The sequence below is a fragment of the Geothermobacter ehrlichii genome, from assembly GCF_008124615.1.
GTDB classification, from domain to species: domain Bacteria; phylum Desulfobacterota; class Desulfuromonadia; order Desulfuromonadales; family Geothermobacteraceae; genus Geothermobacter; species Geothermobacter ehrlichii.
The window spans coordinates 108,091-127,405 of record NZ_VNIB01000005.1; the positions used below are offsets into that span (position 1 = coordinate 108,091).

Sequence of the window (19,315 nt, forward strand, 5' to 3'; positions counted from 1 at the left end):
ACGATGAAATTCGAACGCAAGAAACTGGGTGACATTCTCGTCGAGATGGGGGCCATCGCCCCGGCACAGATTCGGCTGATCCTCGACAAGATGGCCGCCGAAGGCGGCCGGTTCGGCCAGGTCGGTTTGGCTGAGGGCTACTTCAGCGAGGACGAGCTGGCACAGGCGCTGGCGCAACAGTTCAACCTCGACTATCTCGATCTGCGGCAGTTCGAGCCCGATCCGGCCCTGATGGAGGAGATGCCGAGCGGGCTGCCCATGCGTTACCAGTTCGTTCCCGTGCGCAGGGATGAAAAGGGGCTGGTCATCGCCATGGGCGATCCTTCGGACGTCGCCGCGTTCGATGATCTGGAACTTCTGCTCGATACGCCGCTGACCCTGGTGGTGGCGGCGCCGAGTCGGATTGCGCAGATTCTCGAACGCGGCGGGGGAAGCAAACAGATGTTGCAGGAAGTCTCCGAGGACTTCAAGCTGCATCTGGTCAAGGAAACCGACAAGGGCGAGGAAGTCCTTTCCATCGAGAAGCTGACCGACGACACCAGTCCCATCATCCGCCTGATCGACTCGACCCTCTACGACGCACTGAAAAAACGCGCCTCGGACATTCACATCGAGACCGGACAGGATGGTGTGGTGATCAAGTACCGGGTCGATGGTGTTCTCTTTCGGGCGACCGAGCCGCTGGATGCCCGTTTTCAGGGGCCGATCATCTCCCGCATCAAGATCATGAGCGAACTCGACATCTCCGAGCGGCGCATCCCGCAGGACGGCCGATTCAAGGTGCGGATGGGGAGCAAGTCGATCGATTTTCGCGTTTCCATCATGCCGAGCGTCTTCGGCGAGGATGCGGTGATTCGTATTCTCGACAAGGAGAGCATCGCCCGCGATCTCAAGGGGCTGACACTCGATGTTCTAGGTTTTTCCGAGCGGGAGCTGAAACGGCTGCGGCGTCTGATCCGCGAGCCCTACGGCATGGTGCTGGTGACCGGTCCGACCGGGTCAGGCAAGACGACCACTCTCTACGGGGCCCTCAACGAGATTTACAACGAGCAGGAAAAGATCATCACCATCGAGGATCCGGTCGAGTACCAGCTCAAGGGAATTTTGCAGATACCGGTCAACGAGAAGAAGGGCCTGACCTTCGCCCGCGGGCTGCGGTCGATCCTGCGCCATGACCCGGACAAGATCATGGTCGGCGAAATTCGTGATCCGGAAACGGCACAGATCGCCGTCCAGTCGGCGCTGACCGGTCACCTGGTTTTCACCACCGTCCATGCCAACAACGTTTTCGACGTACTCGGACGTTTTCTGCACATGGGCATCGATCCCTACAATTTCGTGTCCTGCCTCAACTGTGTCGCCGCCCAGCGACTGGTGCGCAAGCTCTGTTCCCACTGCCGCAAGCCGGTACGCTATTCGGCGGAAACCCTGCGCGAAGCCGGGCTGTCGCCGGAAACCTATGCCGGACATACTTTCTATGAGGCGGTCGGGTGCCGGGAATGCAACGGTACCGGCTACCATGGACGCAGCGCCATCGTCGAACTGCTCGACCTCAACGACGATTTGCGCGAACTGATCGTCAGCAAGACGTCGGTCAGCCGGCTCAAGGAAGCGGCGAGAAAGGCCGGAACCGTCTTTTTGCGCCAGGCCGCGGTGGAGAAGCTGGTCGAAGGGATGACCAGTCTGGAAGAAATCAACCGGGTGACCTTTATCGAGGGATGAGCGTGTCACTGCTGCGACGAAAATATCTGGGACTGGATCTGCGCCCCGAGGAGATGCGCCTGGTCACCATGCAGCGCCGGGGGAAGAACCGTCTTGTCACCGGTGGACGGGTGCTGGGCCTGCCCGAGGGGCTGCTCAGGGCGGCCATCAGGGAGCCGAACATCGGCGACCTCGACGCTTTTGCCGAACGGTTGCGGGAGCTGGTTTCGCCGCTGGCCGGAACGGAAGAGAGGATTTCGGTGTCGTTGCCGGATGCCGCCGGCCGACAGCTTCTGACCGAAGTCGAAACGCCCTTCAAGTCGCACCGGGAGGGCATCGACATCCTGCGCTGGCAACTCAAGGCCAATCTTCCCGCCGCGCCGCAGGATGTCCAGATCGATTACCAGGTTTTGGGACAGCAGGAAAACGGCCGCTACCGGGTTCTGGTGGCGCTGGCCTTGCGCAGTGTCGTCGAGCAGTATGAAGAGGCCTTCGACCGGGCCGGTTACCAGGCCGTTGTGTTGGATTTTCACGGCGCCAACCTGTACAATTGGTACCGTTTTGCCAGCGACCTCGGTGAGGAGATCGTTCTGATCGACATCGAGGGAGGATCGTTCGGCTTTCGCTATCTGGTCGATGGCAGGGTCGCCTTCGTGCGGGGGCGCGAAACCGCGCCGGCGCCCGACCTGATGTTTCAGGAAATGAACAGATCGATGACCGGTGCCAGGGAAAGTCATCCTGAAATCGCCCGTGCCCGCATCTTTCTCCATACCGACTGGCGTGAACCGGATCTGCTGGTCGAGGCGGCGTCGTCGGTTTTCGAAAAGGAAATTCACCTGCTCAATCCCCGGTTCGACCGGCATGCTGCAGGTGAACTGAATCTTCCTCCCTGGCGGATCCGCAGCCTCGCTGCGGCAGCCGGTGCTGCCGAACGGATGATCTGAAAAACCGTCATGAAACCGACCATCAACCTGGCAACCCACGAGCATCTGAACCGGCGCGCGGTCTATGGCGTCTATGCCCTGGTCGGCCTGCTCCTGCTTCTGGCCCTGGTTTTCAATCTGCACGCCTGGTTCGCCGGCCGTGCGCAGTTGCAGCGACTTGATGCCCGAATCGCCGAACTGCAGCAGCAGCTCGGCATCGACGAATCCGCGCCTCCGGTCAGCGACAGTGATTTCGCGCGCCTGCAGGCACGGATCCGTTTCGCCAACCGGGTGATCGAGCGGGACAGCTACCGCTGGAGCCTGTTGCTGGGACATCTGGAGCGGGTTCTGCCCCGACAGGTGCGAATCAGCACCATCCATCCCCTTTTCAAGGAAGGGAAAATCCGGTTGTCCGGGGAAGCCCGAAGCATTGCCGATCTGCAGCTGCTGCTCGACAGGCTGGTCGCTTCGAAATTCTTTTCCGAAGTTCTGATCCTGTCGCAGCAGACCGTGGATGATCCGGCCGGCGGCGACCTGGTCGGTTTCCGTATCGAGGTCAGGGGAGGCGGCGCATGAGTCCGGCGACATTTGTCTCTTCGCTGTGGCGGCTCAATCGCTGGATTCCGGTCCTGCTGGCCCTGCTTCTGGTTGCCGACCTGGGGAGCTATCTCTACCTTGCCCGGGTGATCAATCCCGGACTCTATGCCAGGGAGCGGACCTTCATCGAATTGCAGCAGCGTGCCCGCCAGGCACGCCGGACGGAGTTGGCCGCCCGCAATCCGCGCCAGGTTTTTCGCAAGGGACAGAAGGATCTGGAACAGTTTCTCGCCCGCGTGCCGGGGCAGGATGAGCTGAGTGCCCTGGTCGGAGACCTGTTCGCCATGGCCCGCAAGGCCGGACTGGACATCAAGGCGGTCGACTACCGGCCGAAACCCCTGCCCGAGCAGGGACTGATCGAATACGCCCTGTCATTTTCCGTTGCCGGCGAATACGGACAGGTCAAGCGTTTCATCTACCTGATCGAGAAGAGCGAGCGGCTGGTGGTGGTGGATCAGCTCAATCTCGACCGTGGCCGGAAGGACGAGGGAACCGTCCGCCTCAGCATCCGCATGACCACCTATTTTCGCAGGGGGGAGGCATGAAGAAGGAACGGCTGCTTCTTGTCCTGCTGATCGTTCTGGCGGCTTCCCTGGTCTATGCCTGGCTGACCTCTCCCCGGCAGCAGCGGATTGCCGGAAAAGGCACTCCGGTTGTCGGTCGTTCCGCGACGGCCACGAAGGAAAAAACCCCGCTGGGCGAATCGTTGCGACTCGATCTGCTGGTTCACGACGAAGCCGGATACGAGGCGGTGAGACGGGACATCTTCCGGTTTTACGTGCCCAAACCCCCGAAGCGGCCGGTAGAGAAGGCGAAGCCGGTTCAACCGCCACCGCCGCAGGCCGGCGCGGCGCCGCCGCCCAGGCCGGTTGTCACCGCCCCGCCGCCGGCACGTTTCCGTTTGCTGGGACTGGTCGACACCGGGGAGCGGATGCGGGTTTTTCTGACCGACGAGCGGAAGCTTTTCATCGTGAGCGAAGGCGATACCTTTGGCGACAACGGGGAGTACCGGGTAGAAACGCTGACATCGGAGGCGGTCGAAATCCGTCAGCGGGGCCGTTCCGCCCTGATCCGGATCAGCCTGAACGACAGGGAAGAGTCTGTGGGCACCGGCATGAAAGAGGCGGAAGGTGTGGGCAGACCGAAAACGCCATTGCGACGTTCAACCGTGCCCGTCGACCAGCCCCGTTTCAGATCTTTCAAGAAGTACCGGCCCTGAACCGGCGCAACAGCTGCGAGGTAGTGCATGGATTCCTTGATGAAAAAAGTGATTCTGTGGGGGATGGCCCTGGTTTTGCTGACCGGCTGCGCGGCGCACAAGGCCCGGCAGGCGTTCCTGCAGGGGGAGGAGATGACGCGTCATGGCCGTTACGAGGAGGCCGTCGCACTCTACACCAGGGCGTTGCAGGAAGATCCCGGGTCCCTTGAATACCGGATGAAGCTGTTCGTTGCCAGGACCAAGGCGGCAGCGGTCTACCTCGAACAGGCGCGCCGGCTGCGACGCGAGGGGAAGCTGCAGGAGGCTGTCGGTGAATACCGGCAGGCGATGGCCCTCGATCCCAGCCTGGAAAAGGCGGCCCAGGAACTGAAACAGATCGAGGATCGGATGCGGGCCGAGGAGCTGGTCCGGCAGGCCGACGAATTCTACCGTACCCGCCGGTTTCAGCAGGCGATGAGCAACCTCGACCAGGCCCTGCTTCTGGCGCCCGACCTGCCGGCGGCCCGCAAGCTGAAGGAGCAGGTCCGGGTGGCGACCATGACCGAGGTCGGCGATGTCGAGCTCGACGTCGCTTCCGACAAGCCGATCACCCTGAAGTTCAAGAAAGCCAGGGTCAAGGATGTCTTCAGGATTCTTTCGCGCCTGTCCGGCATCACTTTCATCTTCGACGAGGACGTGGAACGGGAGACGGTGACCGTCAGTCTCGACCAGGCCAGTTTCGCCCAGGCCCTGGAGCTGATCCTGAAGATGAAGAAGCTGCGGATGCGGGTGCTCAATCCGAAGACGGTCATCCTCTATCCCGATACCAAGGAAAAGCAGAAACAGTACCAGGACCAGCTGATTCAGACCTTCTACCTGTCGAACATCCAGGCGAAAAAAGCGGTCAACATGCTGCGCACCATGCTGCAGCTGCGCAAGATCTACGTCCATGAAGAGCTGAACGCGCTGGTGATTCGCGACAAGCCGGAAGTGGTTCGCCTGGCGGAGCAGATCCTGCGCGCCGCCGATCGGGCCGATTCGGAGGTGCTGTTCGAGCTGGAACTGATCGAGGTGTCGCACACCGACGATCTGGAACTTGGCGCCAGCCTCGATTCGAAACAGGTCCAGTTCGGGCTGAGCGACGATACCGGCGCGGCACTGCTGTCGGGGGCGACGCCGATCTCCAGCCTCAGCAACCGCAAGTTTCTCTACACCATTCCGTCGGCGACCTTCGACTTCAAGAAGGTGCTGTCCGACACCGAGATTCTGGCCAATCCCCACATCCGGCTGAAGAACGGCGCCAAGGCCAAGGTGCATGTCGGCAGCCGCGAGCCGATCGTCACCACCACCAACACCTCGACTGGCGAAATCACCTCGACCAACATCCAGTATGTCGATGTCGGGGTCAAGCTCGATCTCGAGGCCCATATCCGTCTCGATCAGACGGTACTGACCAAGGTCCAGCTCGAGGTCAGCAACAAGGGGGCCGACGTCGTGGACAGTACGGGCAATAACGTCGCCTTCGCCATCAGCACCACCAACGCTCAGACCGAGCTGGTGCTCAAGGACGGTGAACGGACCATTCTCGGAGGCCTGATTCGTGATGACCGGTCCAAGAACAGTGATCGGCTGCCCCTGGTCGGTCGCATCCCGCTGATCGGCGATCTGCTGGCCTCTCATAGCCGAAGCAAGAAGAAACGGGAAATCCTGCTCTCCATTACCCCGCATATCGTTCGGGAGCGTGAACTGCCCTCTGCCGATGTCGCCAGCATCTGGTCAGGCTCCGAGGACCATCTCCAGTTCGGTCCGAGTTTCCGGTCCTTTGCCCGTGATTTCGATGCCGACCAGAATCTGCCGCGGCCCGGTGGGGTCATGACGACAGACGATGACAAGCCGGTTTCGGCCGAGGTGCTTTCGCTCGATGATGAACCGGTTGTGTCGCCGGCCGGCGAACCTGCGGTTGCGCCGCCGTCGGAGCGACCGCAGGCGCGGCAGCCTGTCCCGGCGGCGGAGCCCCCTGCGGCAGCGACTGCCGCGGAGCCGGAGGTGCCGGTCGTCGAGACGCCGGTTCCGGAACAGCCGGTCGAGATGCCGGCCCCGGAACAGCCGGTCGAGATGCCGGCCAGGGCGGCCCGGGTCTTCATCGACGGACCGCGCCTGGTCGATGTCGGCAAGGAATTCGAACTGCTGGTGCGGGTGGCCGAGGTGCAGAACCTCTTCAGTGCGCCGGTCTTCATCACCTACAACCCGCAGGTGCTGCAGTTCATCTCTGCCAGTGAAGGCGATTTTTTGCGGCGTAATGCGCGAACCACGGTCTTTACCGCCAGCCCGATCGGAGGCATCGGCGGTCGGCTGATCATCGGCTACAAGCAGGGGGCCGGCGGCCAGGGGACGTCAGGAGACGGCGTTCTCTACCATCTCCGGTTCAAGCCGCTGGCGCCGGGCAGTTCGATGGTCAATCTCGAACGGATCAATTTCCGCGATCCCACCGGCAGTCGCCTGCGCGTCGCCGGTGAGGGTCTGACTGTGGAGGTGCGCTGATTGCGCTGGCGCATTGCGACTGACAGAACCGGTCTGACCCTGATCGAACTGGTTGTCACCATGGCCATCCTGGCGGTTCTCGCCGCCGCGGTGCTGCCCATGGCGGAGGTGACCGTCAAGCGAAGCAAGGAGATCGAGCTGCGCCGGAGCCTGCGCATCATCAGGACGGCCATCGACGCCTACAAGGCCGATCATGACGAGGCCGTCAGGCAGAAGAAGATCATCGCCGCGGTCGACGAGACCGGCTATCCCGAGAGCCTTGAGAAGCTCCTCGAGCCGACCGACTGGGGCGGGCTCTTCCCCTATAGGAAGCGCTACCTGCGCCGGATACCGAAAGATCCCTTCGATCGCTACGACGAGGGTTGGGGATTGCGCTCCCTTGAAGACGATCCCGATTCGACCGTTTGGGGCGGCGACAACGTGTACGATGTCTATTCGCAGAGCGACGGTATCGCGCTCGACGGAACTCCCTACAGCAGCTGGTAGATGACCATGAAGATACAGCGGCCCAACAGCAGAGGCTTTACCCTGATCGAGCTGATGATCGTCATGTCGATCGTCGGCATCCTTCTGAGCATCGCGGTTCCCAGTTACAAGCGCAGCCTCATCAAGGCGCGCGAGACGGTGCTGATGGAAGACCTCTATCAGATGCGACGGGCCATCGACGCCTACTACACCGACAAGAGCAAGTACCCGGACAGTCTTGAGGATCTGGTAACGGCGAAATATCTGCGCGGTATCCCCCACGATCCCTTCACCAAATCGGCCGATACCTGGCAGACGGTGCCGCCGGAACCGGGGCCGGAAGGGGAGCTGGCCGAAGGCGGCGTGTTCGATGTCCGTTCCGGTTCCGATCTTGTCGGCCAGAACGGCATCCCCTACAGCGAATGGTAGGCGAGAGCTGATGATCCAGGCCTACAACCTGAACAAGCAGTACCGCAGGGACAGCGCGGCCCTGAAGGATGTCACCATCAAGATCGGCAAGGGGGAGTTCGTCTACATCACCGGTCCCTCCGGCGCCGGCAAGTCGACCCTGCTCAAGTTGCTCTATGCCGCCGAAAAGCCGACCCGCGGCCAGATCCTGATCGACGGACAGAACCTGACCCGGATGGGGGCCAAGCGCATTGCCCTGATGCGGCGGCGGATCGGCGTGGTCTTCCAGGACTTCAAGCTGATACACAGCCGGACGGTGTTCGAGAACGTGGCCTTTCCCCTCGAAGTCCAAGGCAAGAAGCGGTACGAGGTTGCCAACCGGGTCTACCAGATGCTGAAGCATGTCGGCATCGAACACAAGATGAAGCGCTATCCTCTGGAGCTGTCCGGCGGCGAACAGCAGCGGGTGGCTATCGCCAGGGCCCTGGTCATCGATCCGCTGGTGCTGATCGCCGACGAGCCGACCGGCAATCTCGATCCCGACAACACCCGCGAGGTGATGGAGCTTTTCAAGGGGGCCAACGCGCGCGGCACGACGGTGCTGATCGCCACCCATGACCGCGACATGATCGAACGGTTTCCCCGCCGGGTTCTGACCCTTGACAAGGGACGCCTGGTCGAGGACCGGATGCCGTGAGGGAGGGGAAAGAAGATGCGTAGGCTGATCTACCTGGTGGTGCGCGCCCTGCGCAACATGAGCCAGAGCCCCTTTCTCTGTGCGGCGGCGGTGGGAACGGTGACCGTATCGCTGCTGATTCTGGCCTTTTTCGCTCTTGTCGTCCTCAACGTGCAGCAGCTGACCCGTCACTGGAGCCGGGATGTGCAGATTGTCGCCTACTTCGAGCGGCAGCCGTCCGGCCGTCAGATCGACCGGGCACTGACACGATTGCGCGCCTGGCGCGAGGTCGAGGGGGTCGGCTTTGTCAGTTCGCGTCAGGCCTACCAGCGGTTTTCCCGCCGTCTGGGTGACGACGCCGACCTTCTGGCGGGCATGCCGGATGACTTTCTGCCGGCATCGATCGAAATCAGGCTGAAAGAGCCGTTCCGCAATCGCGCCGGAGTCGAGCAGGTGGTGGCGCGGCTGAAGGCGGAGGGCGATTTCAGCGACCTGCGCTACGGCCATGATTGGCTGGAGCGCTTCGAGGCCTTTCTCACCCTGTTGCGCACGGCCGGACTGATCCTCGGCGGCTTTCTCCTGTTTGCCGCCCTGTTCATCGTGGCCAACACCATCAAGCTGACCCTCTACGCCCGTCGTGAAGAGCTCGAGGTGATGGCGCTGGTCGGTGGCACGCCCGCCTTCATCAAGACTCCGTTCCTGGTCGAAGGCGCCCTGCAGGGGGCCCTGGGTGGCCTGCTGGCTCTGCTTGCGAGTTTCACCCTGTTCAACCTCTTTCTCCGGCAGGATCTCGGAGCCCTGCTGCTGGCCGCCGGCATCAGCCGCATCCGCTTTCTTCCCCCGGACTGGCAGCTGCTGCTGGTCGGTATCGGGACTGCTCTCGGCTTTCTCGGCAGCCTCTTTTCGCTGCGCAGGTTCGTCCGGATCTAAGTCATGACCCGCCGGGGAGTGCCACTGCTTTTCCTGCTGCTCGTTCTGCTCTGGCCCACCGCTGCCGTGGCGCGTGATGCCGGGAGTACCCGCAGCGAACTGGAGGCGGTACAGAAGAAGATTCGCGCTACCGAGCAGCAGCTCCGGCAGCGCCGGGAGCAGGCGCGACGGCTGGTCGTCCAGCTGCACAAAACCGATGCCCGTCTCGGCCGCATCCGCCAGGCGCTGGCGCGAGGGCAGCGGCGTCTGGCCGAACTCGAGCGGGAGATCGGTTCGCAGCAAAAAGCGGTCGAGCAGGCGGAGAGGGCCCGGAACCGGACCGCGCAAAAGCTGAAGAAACGGCTGATCGCGCTGTACAAGGGCGGGGAAACCCAGTTTTTCAAGGTGCTCTTTTCCGCCCGTTCGCCGGCAACCATGGCCGAGGATTACGATTTCTTCCGCCGCATGGTGCACAGGGACCGGGAGCTGCTTGCCACCTACCGGCAGCAGCGGCAGCAGGCCGAAAGGGAGCTGCAGCGGCTGGAGAGCCTGAGTGGCGAACAGAAGCGGATTCTGGCCGATCGCCGGCGACAGGAGAAGGAGCTGACTGCCAGCCGGCGGGAAAAGCAGCGGCTTCTGGCGCGGATACGGCAGGATGAGGAAGCTCTGGCCGTCTTGCTGCACGAGCTGGAGGAGAAGGCCCGACGGCTGACCGACCTGGTTCGCGAGTTGGAGCGCGGCGAAAGGCGCCGGGGTGGTGTTGCCGGCACCAGTTTCCGAAACCAGAAAGGGCGTCTGCCCTGGCCGGTCAGGGGGCCGATCCGGGTCGGTTTCGGCACCGGGCGTCACCCGGTGCTGGGCACCCGTTACGAAAGCCATGGCATCGAGATCGTGGTCAACGGCGAGAAACCGATCCGCGCTGTCTGGGACGGCCGGGTGATCTTTGCCAAGCCGTTCCGGGGCTATGGTAACCTGATGATCATCGACCACGGCGACGGTTTCTACACCCTCTACGCCCAGGCCAGCAGGCTGTTGCATAAACCGGGCGACCGGGTTGAACGGGGCGAGAAGATCGCCATCTCCGGTTTCGAGGGTTCTGACGTGGTCTATTTCGAAATCCGGCAGGGGAGCAAACCGATCGATCCCCTGGATTGGCTGGCCGGCAGACGCTAGCCGGTCGAACCGTATGGAGCGAGAAAATGCGTGGAGTGTTCAGGCACCTGATACTGACAGGGATTCTGCTGGTCGCCGCAGCCGGCATGGCGCAGGCCGCGGCCCCGGACAAGGCCGCCGGCGATGAAAAGTCGGCTTACGAGGAGTTGAGGCTCTTTACCGACGTGTTGACCATCGTTCGCAAAAGCTACGTCGAGCAGGTCGACCTGTCACAGCTGGTTCATGGCGCCATCGAAGGCATGCTGGCGACTCTTGATCCCCACTCCGGCTACATGCCGCCGGAGATGTTCGAGGAGATGCAGATCGACACTACCGGCGAGTTCGGCGGTCTCGGCATCGAGATCACCATGGAGGACGGTGTGCTGACCATCGTCACCCCGCTCGAAGATACGCCGGCGTCCCGGGCCGGACTGCAGCCCGGCGACCAGATCGTCAGGATCGAGGAGAAGTCGACCAAGAACATGAACCTCATGGAGGCGGTGCGGCTGATGCGTGGCCCCGCCGGCACGGAAATCAGCCTGGCCATCGCCCGCGAAGGCGAGGAGCGTCTGCTCGAGGTCTCCCTGGTCAGGGAAATCATCAAGATTCATTCGGTCAAGGCGCGGCTGCTCGACGATGGCATCGGCTATGTCCGCATTGCCCAGTTCCAGGAGCGCACCGCCGACGATCTGCGCCGGGCCCTGGACGATCTGGTGGCCGAGACGGGAGGCGAGCTCGACGGCCTGGTCCTCGATCTGCGCAACAATCCAGGCGGTCTGCTCGAGCAGGCGGTGAAGGTGGCCGACGCCTTCCTGAAAGAGGGGCTCATCGTCTATACCGAGGGGCGTGACGAGGAGAGCCAGATGTCCTTTTCCGCCGAGGCCGACGGCACCGAGCCCGACTGCCCGCTGGTGGTCCTGATCAACAGCGGCAGCGCCAGCGCCTCGGAGATCGTCGCCGGTGCCCTGCGCGATCACCGCCGGGCGCTGATTCTCGGAACCCGCAGCTTCGGCAAGGGCTCGGTGCAGACCATCATTCCGCTCGAGGACGGTTCGGGTCTGCGGCTGACCACGGCACGCTACTTCACGCCCAACGGCACCTCGATTCAGGCCCGGGGCATCCGTCCCGACATCGAGGTCCATTCCCTGAAGACGACGGAGGAGATCGGCGGCGAACACCTGCGGGAGGCCGACCTGGAAAACCATTTCGATGCGCCGGAAGAGGGGCCGTCCCGTCCGGCGTCATCGCGGCTGAGTGACGAGGACCGGGCCGATTACCAACTGATGCGGGCCCTCGACCTGCTACGCGGGATGCAGGTCTTCCGTTCGCTGTCCCGGCCGGCGGCCTGAGACGGGCGATGCAGGACAGAAAGAAAAGACAGCGGCGCAAAACCGGCCGCAGGGGGACGAGCCGGCCGGCGTCCTCCCGTCCCGCCCTGGGGCTGCGGCTGGCGCTGGCCATCCTCTTTCTCTGCGGTTTTCTGGTCGGCAGCCTGGTCCTGCTGTCGCACCTGCGGCAGAGTTACCGGCCGCCTGCCGAATCGCCGTCGGCCGACCTGCTGCTGGCCGACGCCCGGGTCGAACTGGAAAGCGCCCTTTTGCGCAGCGGCATCGCTCTGGGCGATCTCGAGGTTGTCCGGGAAAATGGAGTGACCGTCATGCGGGCCCGCGGCCGGCTGCCGGAGGAGCGGATTCTGCGACAGCTCGCGCAGCGGCTGCGCCGCCTTTCGCCTCAGCTGCGGCTGCAGGTGTCGCGGCCGCAGAGCCGGCTGGAGATCGCCCTCGACGGCGAGTCGCGGTTTCGGCTGCACTTCGTGCCGCCGCCGGCTTCCGCCGCCGATGACAGCCCGCGGGTGGCGATCATCATCGACGATATGGGCAGGAGCCTGCAGGCGGCCCGCGAGTTGCTGGCCGTCGGTTTGCCGGTGACCTTTTCGGTCCTTCCCAACACGCCGAAGGCGGCGGAGACGGCAACCCTCGTTCACCGTTACGGTCGCGAAGTCATGCTGCACCTGCCGATGGAGCCTCTCGGCTATCCGGCCGCCGATCCGGGACGGGACGCCCTCATGGTTTCTCTGTCCGATGCGGAGATCAGGCGCCGCTTTCTCAAGTACCTTGAGATCGTTCCTTACGCCGTCGGCGGCAACAATCACATGGGATCGCGCTTCACCGCCGACCGGCGGGGGATGGAGGTGGTGCTCGGCCTGATGCGCCGGGAGGGGCTCTTCTTCATCGACAGCCGGACCAGCGGTGCCTCGATCGCCGCCGCCATGGCCGAAAAGATGGGGGTGCCGACCGCCTCGCGCGACATGTTCCTCGACAACGAGCAGGATGTCGGCGCCATCGCCCGGCAGATCCGGCAGCTGATCGCCAAGGCGCGCCGAAAGGGGGAGGCCATTGGCATCTGCCACCCCTATCCGGAAACCATCCGCGCCCTGGCCCGGGAGAAGGCGTTCATCGAGAACAGCGGCGTGCAGGTGGTGCCGGCGTCGAAGCTGTTGCGTCAGCGGCGCGTGGTCAGTCGTGCGCCCGTGAACTGAGCTGCATGCTGACCAGCTGCCGGGTGCGGCAGAAGTCGCGGTAGGGGCGGTTGGCCAGCAGGTCCTCCGCCTGGCCGGGAACGCCCCGGCGCAGGAGCAGAAAGTCGTCGTCGCCCAGCCGGTCGCGCAGGCGCTCCCAGAACTGGGTCAGGGGGGGGCGGGAGCGGCCGAAGAAGCCGCCGCCGGTGGTCAGGGTCTTGCTCGACAGGATCCGGCCGTCTTCGTCGAAACGGTGGAAGACAAGCCGGTCCGGTTCTGGACCGGAGAGGACGAAATAGCTGCGCAGCGCCGATTCGAGAAACATGTCGCGCAGGCCGCTGTCGGCATCGCCCTGGCGGTTGCGGTAGACCGAGCTGAAGACCAGGTCGGTCAGGCAGGGCGACTCGACGAATCCGGCAAGACGGCCGTCACTGTTTTCAAGGTAGAAGGCCTCGAGTCCCGCCGTCGGCAGGGCCTTGCCGCAGGCCAGGCAGCGGAAGGCGACCCGTTCCAGGCGTTGCCGGTGTTCCAGCTGGCGCCGGCGGATTTCGTCCTGCTCCTGGCGCAGCCAGCTGTCGAGTCTCCGGTCTTCACAGGCGTCGGCGTCGAGGATCACCTGCCGCGCCAGGTGCGCCAGCTGCAGGTGTACCTCGGTCCCCCGTCCGTGGGTCAGCACCGGGTAGACCTTGCCCTCGGGATTGGTGTTGAGGGATTCGACCTTCGGGCTCTTGGCGATGAAGCCTTCCATGCAGCGGTAGCCGCGGTTCAGGGCGTAGGCCTTGAGCAGCTGGTAGGGATTTTCGAAGGGGCCGTCCTGGTAGCGGATGCGGGAATCGACCAGGCAGGGAAGGATGCGCAGCGCCTGCTTCGGCAGGTCGTGATGTTCGAAGAAGCGGTAGAGCCGGCGGGTGTTCTCCAGCGAGGGTGTGTCCTTGACCGGCACGATCACCCGGTCGGCGGCAAACAGGGCGTTGGCGGTGAACTCGTCCAGGTCGGGACGGGTGTCGATGATCAGGATGCCGCCGAGTCCGCTGCGGCCGAGCAGGGAAGCGAGCAGGGACGGATCGCGCAGCCTGGGTCGCAACTCGGGCAGCCGCAGGCTCGAAGGGATGTACTGAACGCCGAATTCGCCGGTGGCGACCAGCTCCGGCAGGGGACGGCCGAGAAGCAGATCAAAGACCGTTCCCCGCGGCTTTTCGCTGCCGATGCGGAACATCTGGTCGACTGAAAAGTGGTTGTCGAAGCTGAACAGGGTGACGGCGAGATCCTCGCGCAGGGCCTTGAGATAGATGGCCAGGTTGGTGGCGAGAGTGGTCTTGCCGACTCCTCCCTTTTCACTGGCGATGGTGACCACGTAGGGCTGCATGGGGTTGCTCCGCGAAGATGCCGAAAGACGGCGTTGACTTGCGTCGGTTCGAAGGTGTGCCCTTTTTTAGGTGATTTGCACGGGGAAGTCAAACGACATGAGGAATGCAGACGATTTTTCCCGGCCGCTAAGCGTCTCGCGGTTGGTGCTGCTGCTGCAGGAGCTGGTCGAGGACAATTTCGTCCAGGTGCTGGTCGAAGGCGAAATCTCCAATTTTTCCGCTCCCGCCTCGGGGCATCTCTACCTGACGCTGAAGGATGCCGAGGCGCAGATCCGGGCGGTGATGTTCCGCTCCCAGGCGCGGCGGCTGCGGTTTGTGCCGGAAAACGGCCTGCAGGTCGTCTGCCGCGGCCGGGTTGCCGTCTACCGGCAGCGCGGCGAGCTGCAACTGGTGCTCGATGGCATGGAGCCGCAGGGGCTGGGTGGACTGCAGCTGGCCTTCGAGCAGCTCAAGAGAAAGCTCGAAGCCGAAGGCCTGTTCGCCGAGGCGCGCAAAAGGCCGCTTCCGGCCTTTCCGCGGCGGATCGGCATCGTCACCTCGCCGACCGGGGCGGCGATCCGCGACATGCTCAACGTGCTGCGGCGACGCAGCGGCGGTATCGATGTCCTGCTGTGTCCGGTGCGGGTGCAGGGGGAGGAGGCAGCCGCCGAGATCGCCAGAGGCATCGCCGACCTGAACCGGGTGGAGGATGTCGACATCATCATCGTCGGCCGGGGCGGCGGTAGCATGGAAGATCTCTGGGCCTTCAACGAGGAGGTGGTGGCGCGGGCCATCGCCGCTTCCCCCACGCCCGTCGTGTCGGCGGTCGGTCACGAGACGGACTGGACCATCGCCGATTTCGTCGCCGACCTGCGGGCGCCGACGCCCAGCGCGGCCGCCGAGCTGGTAGTGAAGAACCGGCTGGAGCTGGAAAGCCATATCGACCATCTGCTGATGCGGCTGCAGCGACCGTTGCGCGACCGCCTTCGCCTGCTGCAGGCCAGGGTCGAGGGCCTGAGGCGGCGCCTGCTGCCGCCGAAGGAGCGGCTTCGACTGCAGAACCAGCGGCTGGACGAGCTTCGCCGCCGGCTGCTGGCGGCCTGGGGGTTGACCGACACCCGGCGGCGCGAGCGGCTGGCCCTGCTGTCGGCCCGGCTCGATCTGCTCTCGCCGCTGCAGACCCTCGGGCGAGGCTACAGCATCGTTTTTCGTGAACGCGACGGCAAGATCGTGCGCCGGGCCGGGGAGGTGGCCGCCGGCGAGAAGCTGCGTGTCCGCCTGCACCGGGGCGAGCTGCGGGCCGTGGTCGAAAAGACCTCATCGTGAGGTGGCTGCCGCCGGGGCAAGGGCCTTGACTCGGCGTTGGTACGACCGGATAATCAAGTCTTCACCCGAGGTTGTCATGACGGATATCAGTTTTGAACAGGCGCTGAAAGAACTGGAAGCCCTGGTGGAAAGGCTCGAATCGGGCGATCTGCCGCTGGAAGAGTCGTTGCGCTGTTTCGAGGAAGGCATCGCCCGGGCCGCCGCCTGCCAGAAGCGGCTGCAGCAGGCCGAGGCGCGGATCGAGCAGCTGTTGCACGACGACGAGGGGAACCTGCGCATCGAACCCTTCGCCGACGGGGAGGACTGAAGATGGAGCTGAAGGCCTACTTGAAGGAGTGCGTCGCCCTGGTCGACGCCGCTCTCGACCACTACCTCCCCCATGAGGAGATGCTGCCGTCCAGCCTGCATCGGGCCATGCGCTACTCGGTTTTCGCCGGGGGCAAGCGAATCCGGCCAGTCCTGATGATGGCCGCCTGCCAGGCCGTCGGCGGCGAGCGCGAGGCGGTGCTGCCGGCCGCCTGCGCCATGGAGATGATCCACACCTATTCGCTGATTCACGACGATTTGCCGGCCATGGACGACGACGACTTCCGCCGCGGCCGGCCGACCAACCACAAGGTCTTTGGAGAGGCGCACGCCATTCTGGCCGGCGACGCCCTGCTGACCGAGGCCTTCGACCTGCTCTCCCGTCCGGATGTCCTGACCGGGCTGACTGCCGATGCCCGGCTGCGCCTGATCCATCTTCTGGCTCGCGGCGCCGGTTCGCGCGGCATGGTGGCGGGGCAGGTGGTCGACATGGAATCGGAAGGGAAGAAGATCGATTTTCCTACCCTCGAGTTCATTCATACCCGCAAGACCGGCGCCCTGATCCTGGCCGCCATCCAGGCCGGCGCCCTGATCGGCTCCGCCGATGACGGAGCGTTCGACCGCCTGGCCCGCTATGGCCGGGCCGCCGGCCTGGCATTCCAGATCGCCGACGACATTCTCGACATCGTCGGCGATCAGGAGGTGCTGGGCAAGGATGTCGGCAGCGACCAGGAGAGGGGGAAGGCGACCTACCCGGCGTTGTTCGGCCTGGACGAGGCCCGCCAGCGCGCCCGGGAGATGCGGGATGTCGCGCTAGAGGCGCTGGCGGCTTTCGGAGAGGAGGCCGAGCCGTTGCGCCTGATTGCCCATTACATTGTCGATCGCAGTTTCTAGGGGAGAGAAGATGAGTGTTCTCGATCGCATCGGCTCGCCGGCCGACCTGAAGGAGCTGGACCGCAGCGAACTCAAACAACTGGCGGAGGAGTTGCGCCGGGAGATCGTCCAGACCGTCTCCCGGACCGGCGGCCACCTGGCCAGCTCCCTCGGCGTGGTGGAGCTGACCATCGCCCTGCACCGGGTGCTGGACAGCCCACGCGACAAGATCGTCTGGGACGTCGGTCACCAGGCCTACGCCCACAAGCTGCTGACCGGCCGGCGGGACCGTTTTCCCACCCTGCGGCAGCTGGACGGCCTGAGCGGCTTTCCGAAGCGTTCCGAAAGTCCGCACGACTGTTTCGATGTCGGCCATTCCAGCACCTCCATCTCGGCGGCTCTCGGCATGGCGGCGGCCCGCGACCGGCGCGGCGGAGACGAGAAGATCGTCGCCGTGATCGGCGACGGCTCGATGACCGCCGGACTGGCCTACGAAGGACTCAACCAGGCCGGGCACTTGAAGAAGAATCTGGTGGTGGTGCTCAACGACAACGAGATGTCGATCTCGCCCAACGTCGGCGCCCTTTCGTCCTTTCTCAGCCGCAAGATGACCTCCGATTTCTTCATCCGCATGAAGAAGGAGGCCAAGCATCTGATCGGCGCCATGCCGGGCATCGGCAAGGAGCTGCTGCAGCTGACCAGCCGGGCCGAGCATTCGCTGAAGGGGTTCTTCACGCCGGGAATGTTGTTCGAGGCTTTCGGCTTCGACTACTTCGGTCCCATCAACGGTCACAATCTCGACGAGCTGCTCGAGACGATGCAGAACGTGGTTCGGCTGGACGGTCCGGTGCTGGTGCATGTGGTCACCCGCAAGGGACAGGGGTTCAGGCCGGCCGAGGACGAGCCCTCGCGCTACCACGGGGTCGGTCCCTTCGACCCCGAAACCGGCGAGGTGGTCGGAGGCAAGGGCGGGGCGGAGACCTACACCGGCGTCTTCGGCCGCACCCTGGTGCAGATGGCGGAGAAGGACGAGCGGCTGGTGGCCATCACCGCCGCCATGTCGGAAGGGACCGGGCTGAAATCCTTCGCCCAGCGCTTTCCCGACCGTTTCTACGATGTCGGGATCGCCGAGCAGCATGCAGTGACCTTTGCCGCCGGCCTGGCCTGTTTCGGCCTGAAGCCGGTGGTGGCCATCTACTCGACCTTTCTGCAGCGCGCCTACGACCAGGTGCTGCACGACGTCTGCCTGCAGAACCTGCCGGTCATCTTCGCCATGGACCGTGGCGGACTGGTCGGCGCCGACGGCCCGACCCACCATGGCACCTTTGATCTCTCCTTTCTGCGCTGCATCCCCAACCTGATCTTCATGGTGCCGCGCGACGAGGTCGAGTTGCGGCGGGCCATGGAAACGGCCCGCCGGCATGAGGGGCCCTTCGCCTTTCGCTATCCCCGGGGCAAGGCCCGGGGACTGGCGGTGGACGGCGATCCGGAACCGGTCGAGATCGGGCGCGGGGAGGTGCTGCGTCGAGGTGACGATGTCAGCATCGTCGCCATCGGATCTACGGTCGCCGACGCTCTGCTGGCGGCGGAGATGCTCGAGAAGGAAGGGATTTCGGCCGGCGTGGTCGACCCGCGGTTCATCAAGCCCCTCGACGAGAAGCTGCTTCTGGCCGCGGCCGAAAGCGGCCTGGTGGTCACCGTCGAAGAGAACGTGCTGCAGGGCGGTTTCGGCAGCGCCCTGTGCGAGTTCTACGCCGATGCCGCGGTGAGCGTGCCGGTCATCCGGCTCGGCCTTCCCGACCGCTTTGTTGAACAGGGAGAGCAGGCCGAGCTTCGGGCCCGCTATGGCATCGACGCCGCCGGCATCGCCGAACGAATCCGCCGCGCCTTCGCCGCCGGTCGTGCCCGCTCCGCCGGCAGCTGATCCTGCATCGCCGGCGACAAAAGGGGGGGAGTCATTCCTGCGGCGGCAGGACGCTGCGGATGGCGGTTTCCAGATTCTTCTCGCTGAAGGGTTTGGTCAGGTAGACCAGGCCGCCGGTGGCGAACCCCTCGATCATGTCCTGCGGTTCGTCCTTGGCGGTGACGAAGACGATGGGGATCTTGCGGGTCTGCTCCTCCTGCCGCAGCTGGCGGGCGAGGTCGAAGCCGCTGGCGCCTTCCAGCATGACATCGAGCAGAATCAGGTCGAGCTGCCCCTTGCGGGCCACCTCGAGGCCGAGTTCGGCACTTGACGCGGCCAGTACCCGGCATCCCATCCTTTCCAGAATCCGCTTTTCGAGTTGCAGAACGGCCGGTTCGTCTTCGATGATCAGAACGGTCGCGCTCATGATCCGCCTCCCTGTCCGGCAGCCGCCGGTTCGGTCCTTTCTACTT

At 64.2% G+C, this 19,315-nt stretch carries 19 protein-coding genes; 17 read left to right on the plus strand and 2 right to left on the minus strand.

The window, feature by feature from the left end:
- The first annotated feature begins 3 nt into the window (after window positions 1-3).
- The 13 genes from EDC39_RS07040 to EDC39_RS07100 are packed head-to-tail and all read left to right on the plus strand — an operon-like array spanning window position 4 to window position 13,109.
- Window positions 4-1,722 carry a GspE/PulE family protein gene (locus tag EDC39_RS07040; RefSeq protein WP_148895673.1) on the plus strand — a complete coding sequence of 573 codons (1,719 nt, stop codon included), beginning with the start codon at window positions 4-6 and terminating at the stop codon, window positions 1,720-1,722.
- Window positions 1,719-2,645 carry a type IV pilus biogenesis protein PilM gene (gene pilM / locus EDC39_RS07045; RefSeq protein ID WP_148895674.1) on the plus strand — a complete coding sequence of 309 codons (927 nt, stop codon included), beginning with the start codon at window positions 1,719-1,721 and terminating at the stop codon, window positions 2,643-2,645. The genes EDC39_RS07040 and pilM overlap by 4 nt, the downstream gene beginning before the upstream one ends.
- A 9-nt stretch (window positions 2,646-2,654) precedes the next feature.
- Window positions 2,655-3,200 carry a PilN domain-containing protein gene (locus EDC39_RS07050; protein WP_148895675.1) on the plus strand — a complete coding sequence of 182 codons (546 nt, stop codon included), beginning with the start codon at window positions 2,655-2,657 and terminating at the stop codon, window positions 3,198-3,200.
- Window positions 3,197-3,766, plus strand: a complete 570-nt coding sequence (locus EDC39_RS07055; protein ID WP_148895676.1) for a type IV pilus inner membrane component PilO — start codon at window positions 3,197-3,199, stop codon at window positions 3,764-3,766. Before EDC39_RS07050 ends, EDC39_RS07055 begins: the two co-directional genes overlap by 4 nt.
- A complete protein-coding gene (locus EDC39_RS07060; RefSeq protein ID WP_148895677.1) occupies window positions 3,763-4,440 on the plus strand; it encodes a hypothetical protein in 678 nt (225 codons plus the stop codon). The genes EDC39_RS07055 and EDC39_RS07060 overlap by 4 nt, the downstream gene beginning before the upstream one ends.
- 39 nt (window positions 4,441-4,479) lie before the next feature.
- Window positions 4,480-6,960: a secretin N-terminal domain-containing protein gene (locus EDC39_RS15710; protein ID WP_187426689.1), complete on the plus strand. Its 2,481-nt coding sequence runs from the start codon at window positions 4,480-4,482 to the stop codon at window positions 6,958-6,960.
- Window positions 6,961-7,446 carry a type II secretion system protein gene (locus EDC39_RS07070; protein WP_246140200.1) on the plus strand — a complete coding sequence of 162 codons (486 nt, stop codon included), beginning with the start codon at window positions 6,961-6,963 and terminating at the stop codon, window positions 7,444-7,446. It begins immediately after the preceding gene.
- Window positions 7,447-7,854 (plus strand): type IV pilin protein, encoded by a 408-nt coding sequence (locus EDC39_RS07075; RefSeq protein WP_148895679.1) that lies wholly within the window; start codon window positions 7,447-7,449, stop codon window positions 7,852-7,854. It abuts the gene before it with no gap.
- A 10-nt stretch (window positions 7,855-7,864) separates the two neighbouring features.
- On the plus strand, window positions 7,865-8,530 hold the full coding sequence (ftsE, locus tag EDC39_RS07080; protein ID WP_148895680.1) for a cell division ATP-binding protein FtsE: 666 nt from the start codon (window positions 7,865-7,867) through the stop codon (window positions 8,528-8,530).
- Window positions 8,531-8,545: 15 nt separating this feature from the next.
- Window positions 8,546-9,439, plus strand: coding sequence for a permease-like cell division protein FtsX (ftsX, locus tag EDC39_RS07085; protein WP_148895681.1), 894 nt, complete (start codon window positions 8,546-8,548; stop codon window positions 9,437-9,439).
- A gap of 3 nt (window positions 9,440-9,442) precedes the next feature.
- On the plus strand, window positions 9,443-10,591 hold the full coding sequence (locus EDC39_RS07090) for a murein hydrolase activator EnvC family protein (RefSeq protein WP_148895682.1): 1,149 nt from the start codon (window positions 9,443-9,445) through the stop codon (window positions 10,589-10,591).
- Between the two features lie 26 nt (window positions 10,592-10,617).
- Window positions 10,618-11,919 (plus strand): S41 family peptidase, encoded by a 1,302-nt coding sequence (locus tag EDC39_RS07095; protein WP_148895683.1) that lies wholly within the window; start codon window positions 10,618-10,620, stop codon window positions 11,917-11,919.
- Between the two features lie 8 nt (window positions 11,920-11,927).
- Window positions 11,928-13,109 (plus strand): divergent polysaccharide deacetylase family protein, encoded by a 1,182-nt coding sequence (locus tag EDC39_RS07100; protein WP_148895684.1) that lies wholly within the window; start codon window positions 11,928-11,930, stop codon window positions 13,107-13,109.
- Here EDC39_RS07100 and EDC39_RS07105 read toward each other — a convergent pair.
- On the minus strand, window positions 13,087-14,454 hold the full coding sequence (locus tag EDC39_RS07105; RefSeq protein WP_148895685.1) for a ParA family protein: 1,368 nt from the start codon (window positions 14,452-14,454) through the stop codon (window positions 13,087-13,089). The two genes, EDC39_RS07100 and EDC39_RS07105, sit on opposite strands and share 23 nt — an antisense overlap.
- A gap of 97 nt (window positions 14,455-14,551) precedes the next feature.
- On the opposite strand from EDC39_RS07105, the gene xseA reads away from it, so the two are divergent.
- The 4 genes from xseA (at window position 14,552) to dxs (ending at window position 18,863) form a co-directional block, all read left to right on the plus strand.
- The gene (gene xseA, locus EDC39_RS07110) at window positions 14,552-15,760 is read left to right on the plus strand and encodes an exodeoxyribonuclease VII large subunit (RefSeq protein ID WP_148895686.1); all 1,209 of its coding nucleotides are present in this window, start codon (window positions 14,552-14,554) and stop codon (window positions 15,758-15,760) included.
- A 76-nt stretch (window positions 15,761-15,836) separates the two neighbouring features.
- A complete protein-coding gene (gene xseB / locus EDC39_RS07115; protein ID WP_148895687.1) occupies window positions 15,837-16,067 on the plus strand; it encodes an exodeoxyribonuclease VII small subunit in 231 nt (76 codons plus the stop codon).
- A gap of 2 nt (window positions 16,068-16,069) precedes the next feature.
- Window positions 16,070-16,960 (plus strand): polyprenyl synthetase family protein, encoded by an 891-nt coding sequence (locus tag EDC39_RS07120; protein WP_148895688.1) that lies wholly within the window; start codon window positions 16,070-16,072, stop codon window positions 16,958-16,960.
- Window positions 16,961-16,970: 10 nt separating this feature from the next.
- On the plus strand, window positions 16,971-18,863 hold the full coding sequence (gene dxs / locus EDC39_RS07125; RefSeq protein WP_148895689.1) for a 1-deoxy-D-xylulose-5-phosphate synthase: 1,893 nt from the start codon (window positions 16,971-16,973) through the stop codon (window positions 18,861-18,863).
- 31 nt (window positions 18,864-18,894) lie between these two features.
- Here dxs and EDC39_RS07130 read toward each other — a convergent pair whose 3' ends face one another.
- Complete coding sequence (locus EDC39_RS07130; protein ID WP_148895690.1) at window positions 18,895-19,269, minus strand: response regulator; 375 nt, start codon at window positions 19,267-19,269, stop codon at window positions 18,895-18,897.
- Between the last annotated feature and the right edge of the window lie 46 nt (window positions 19,270-19,315).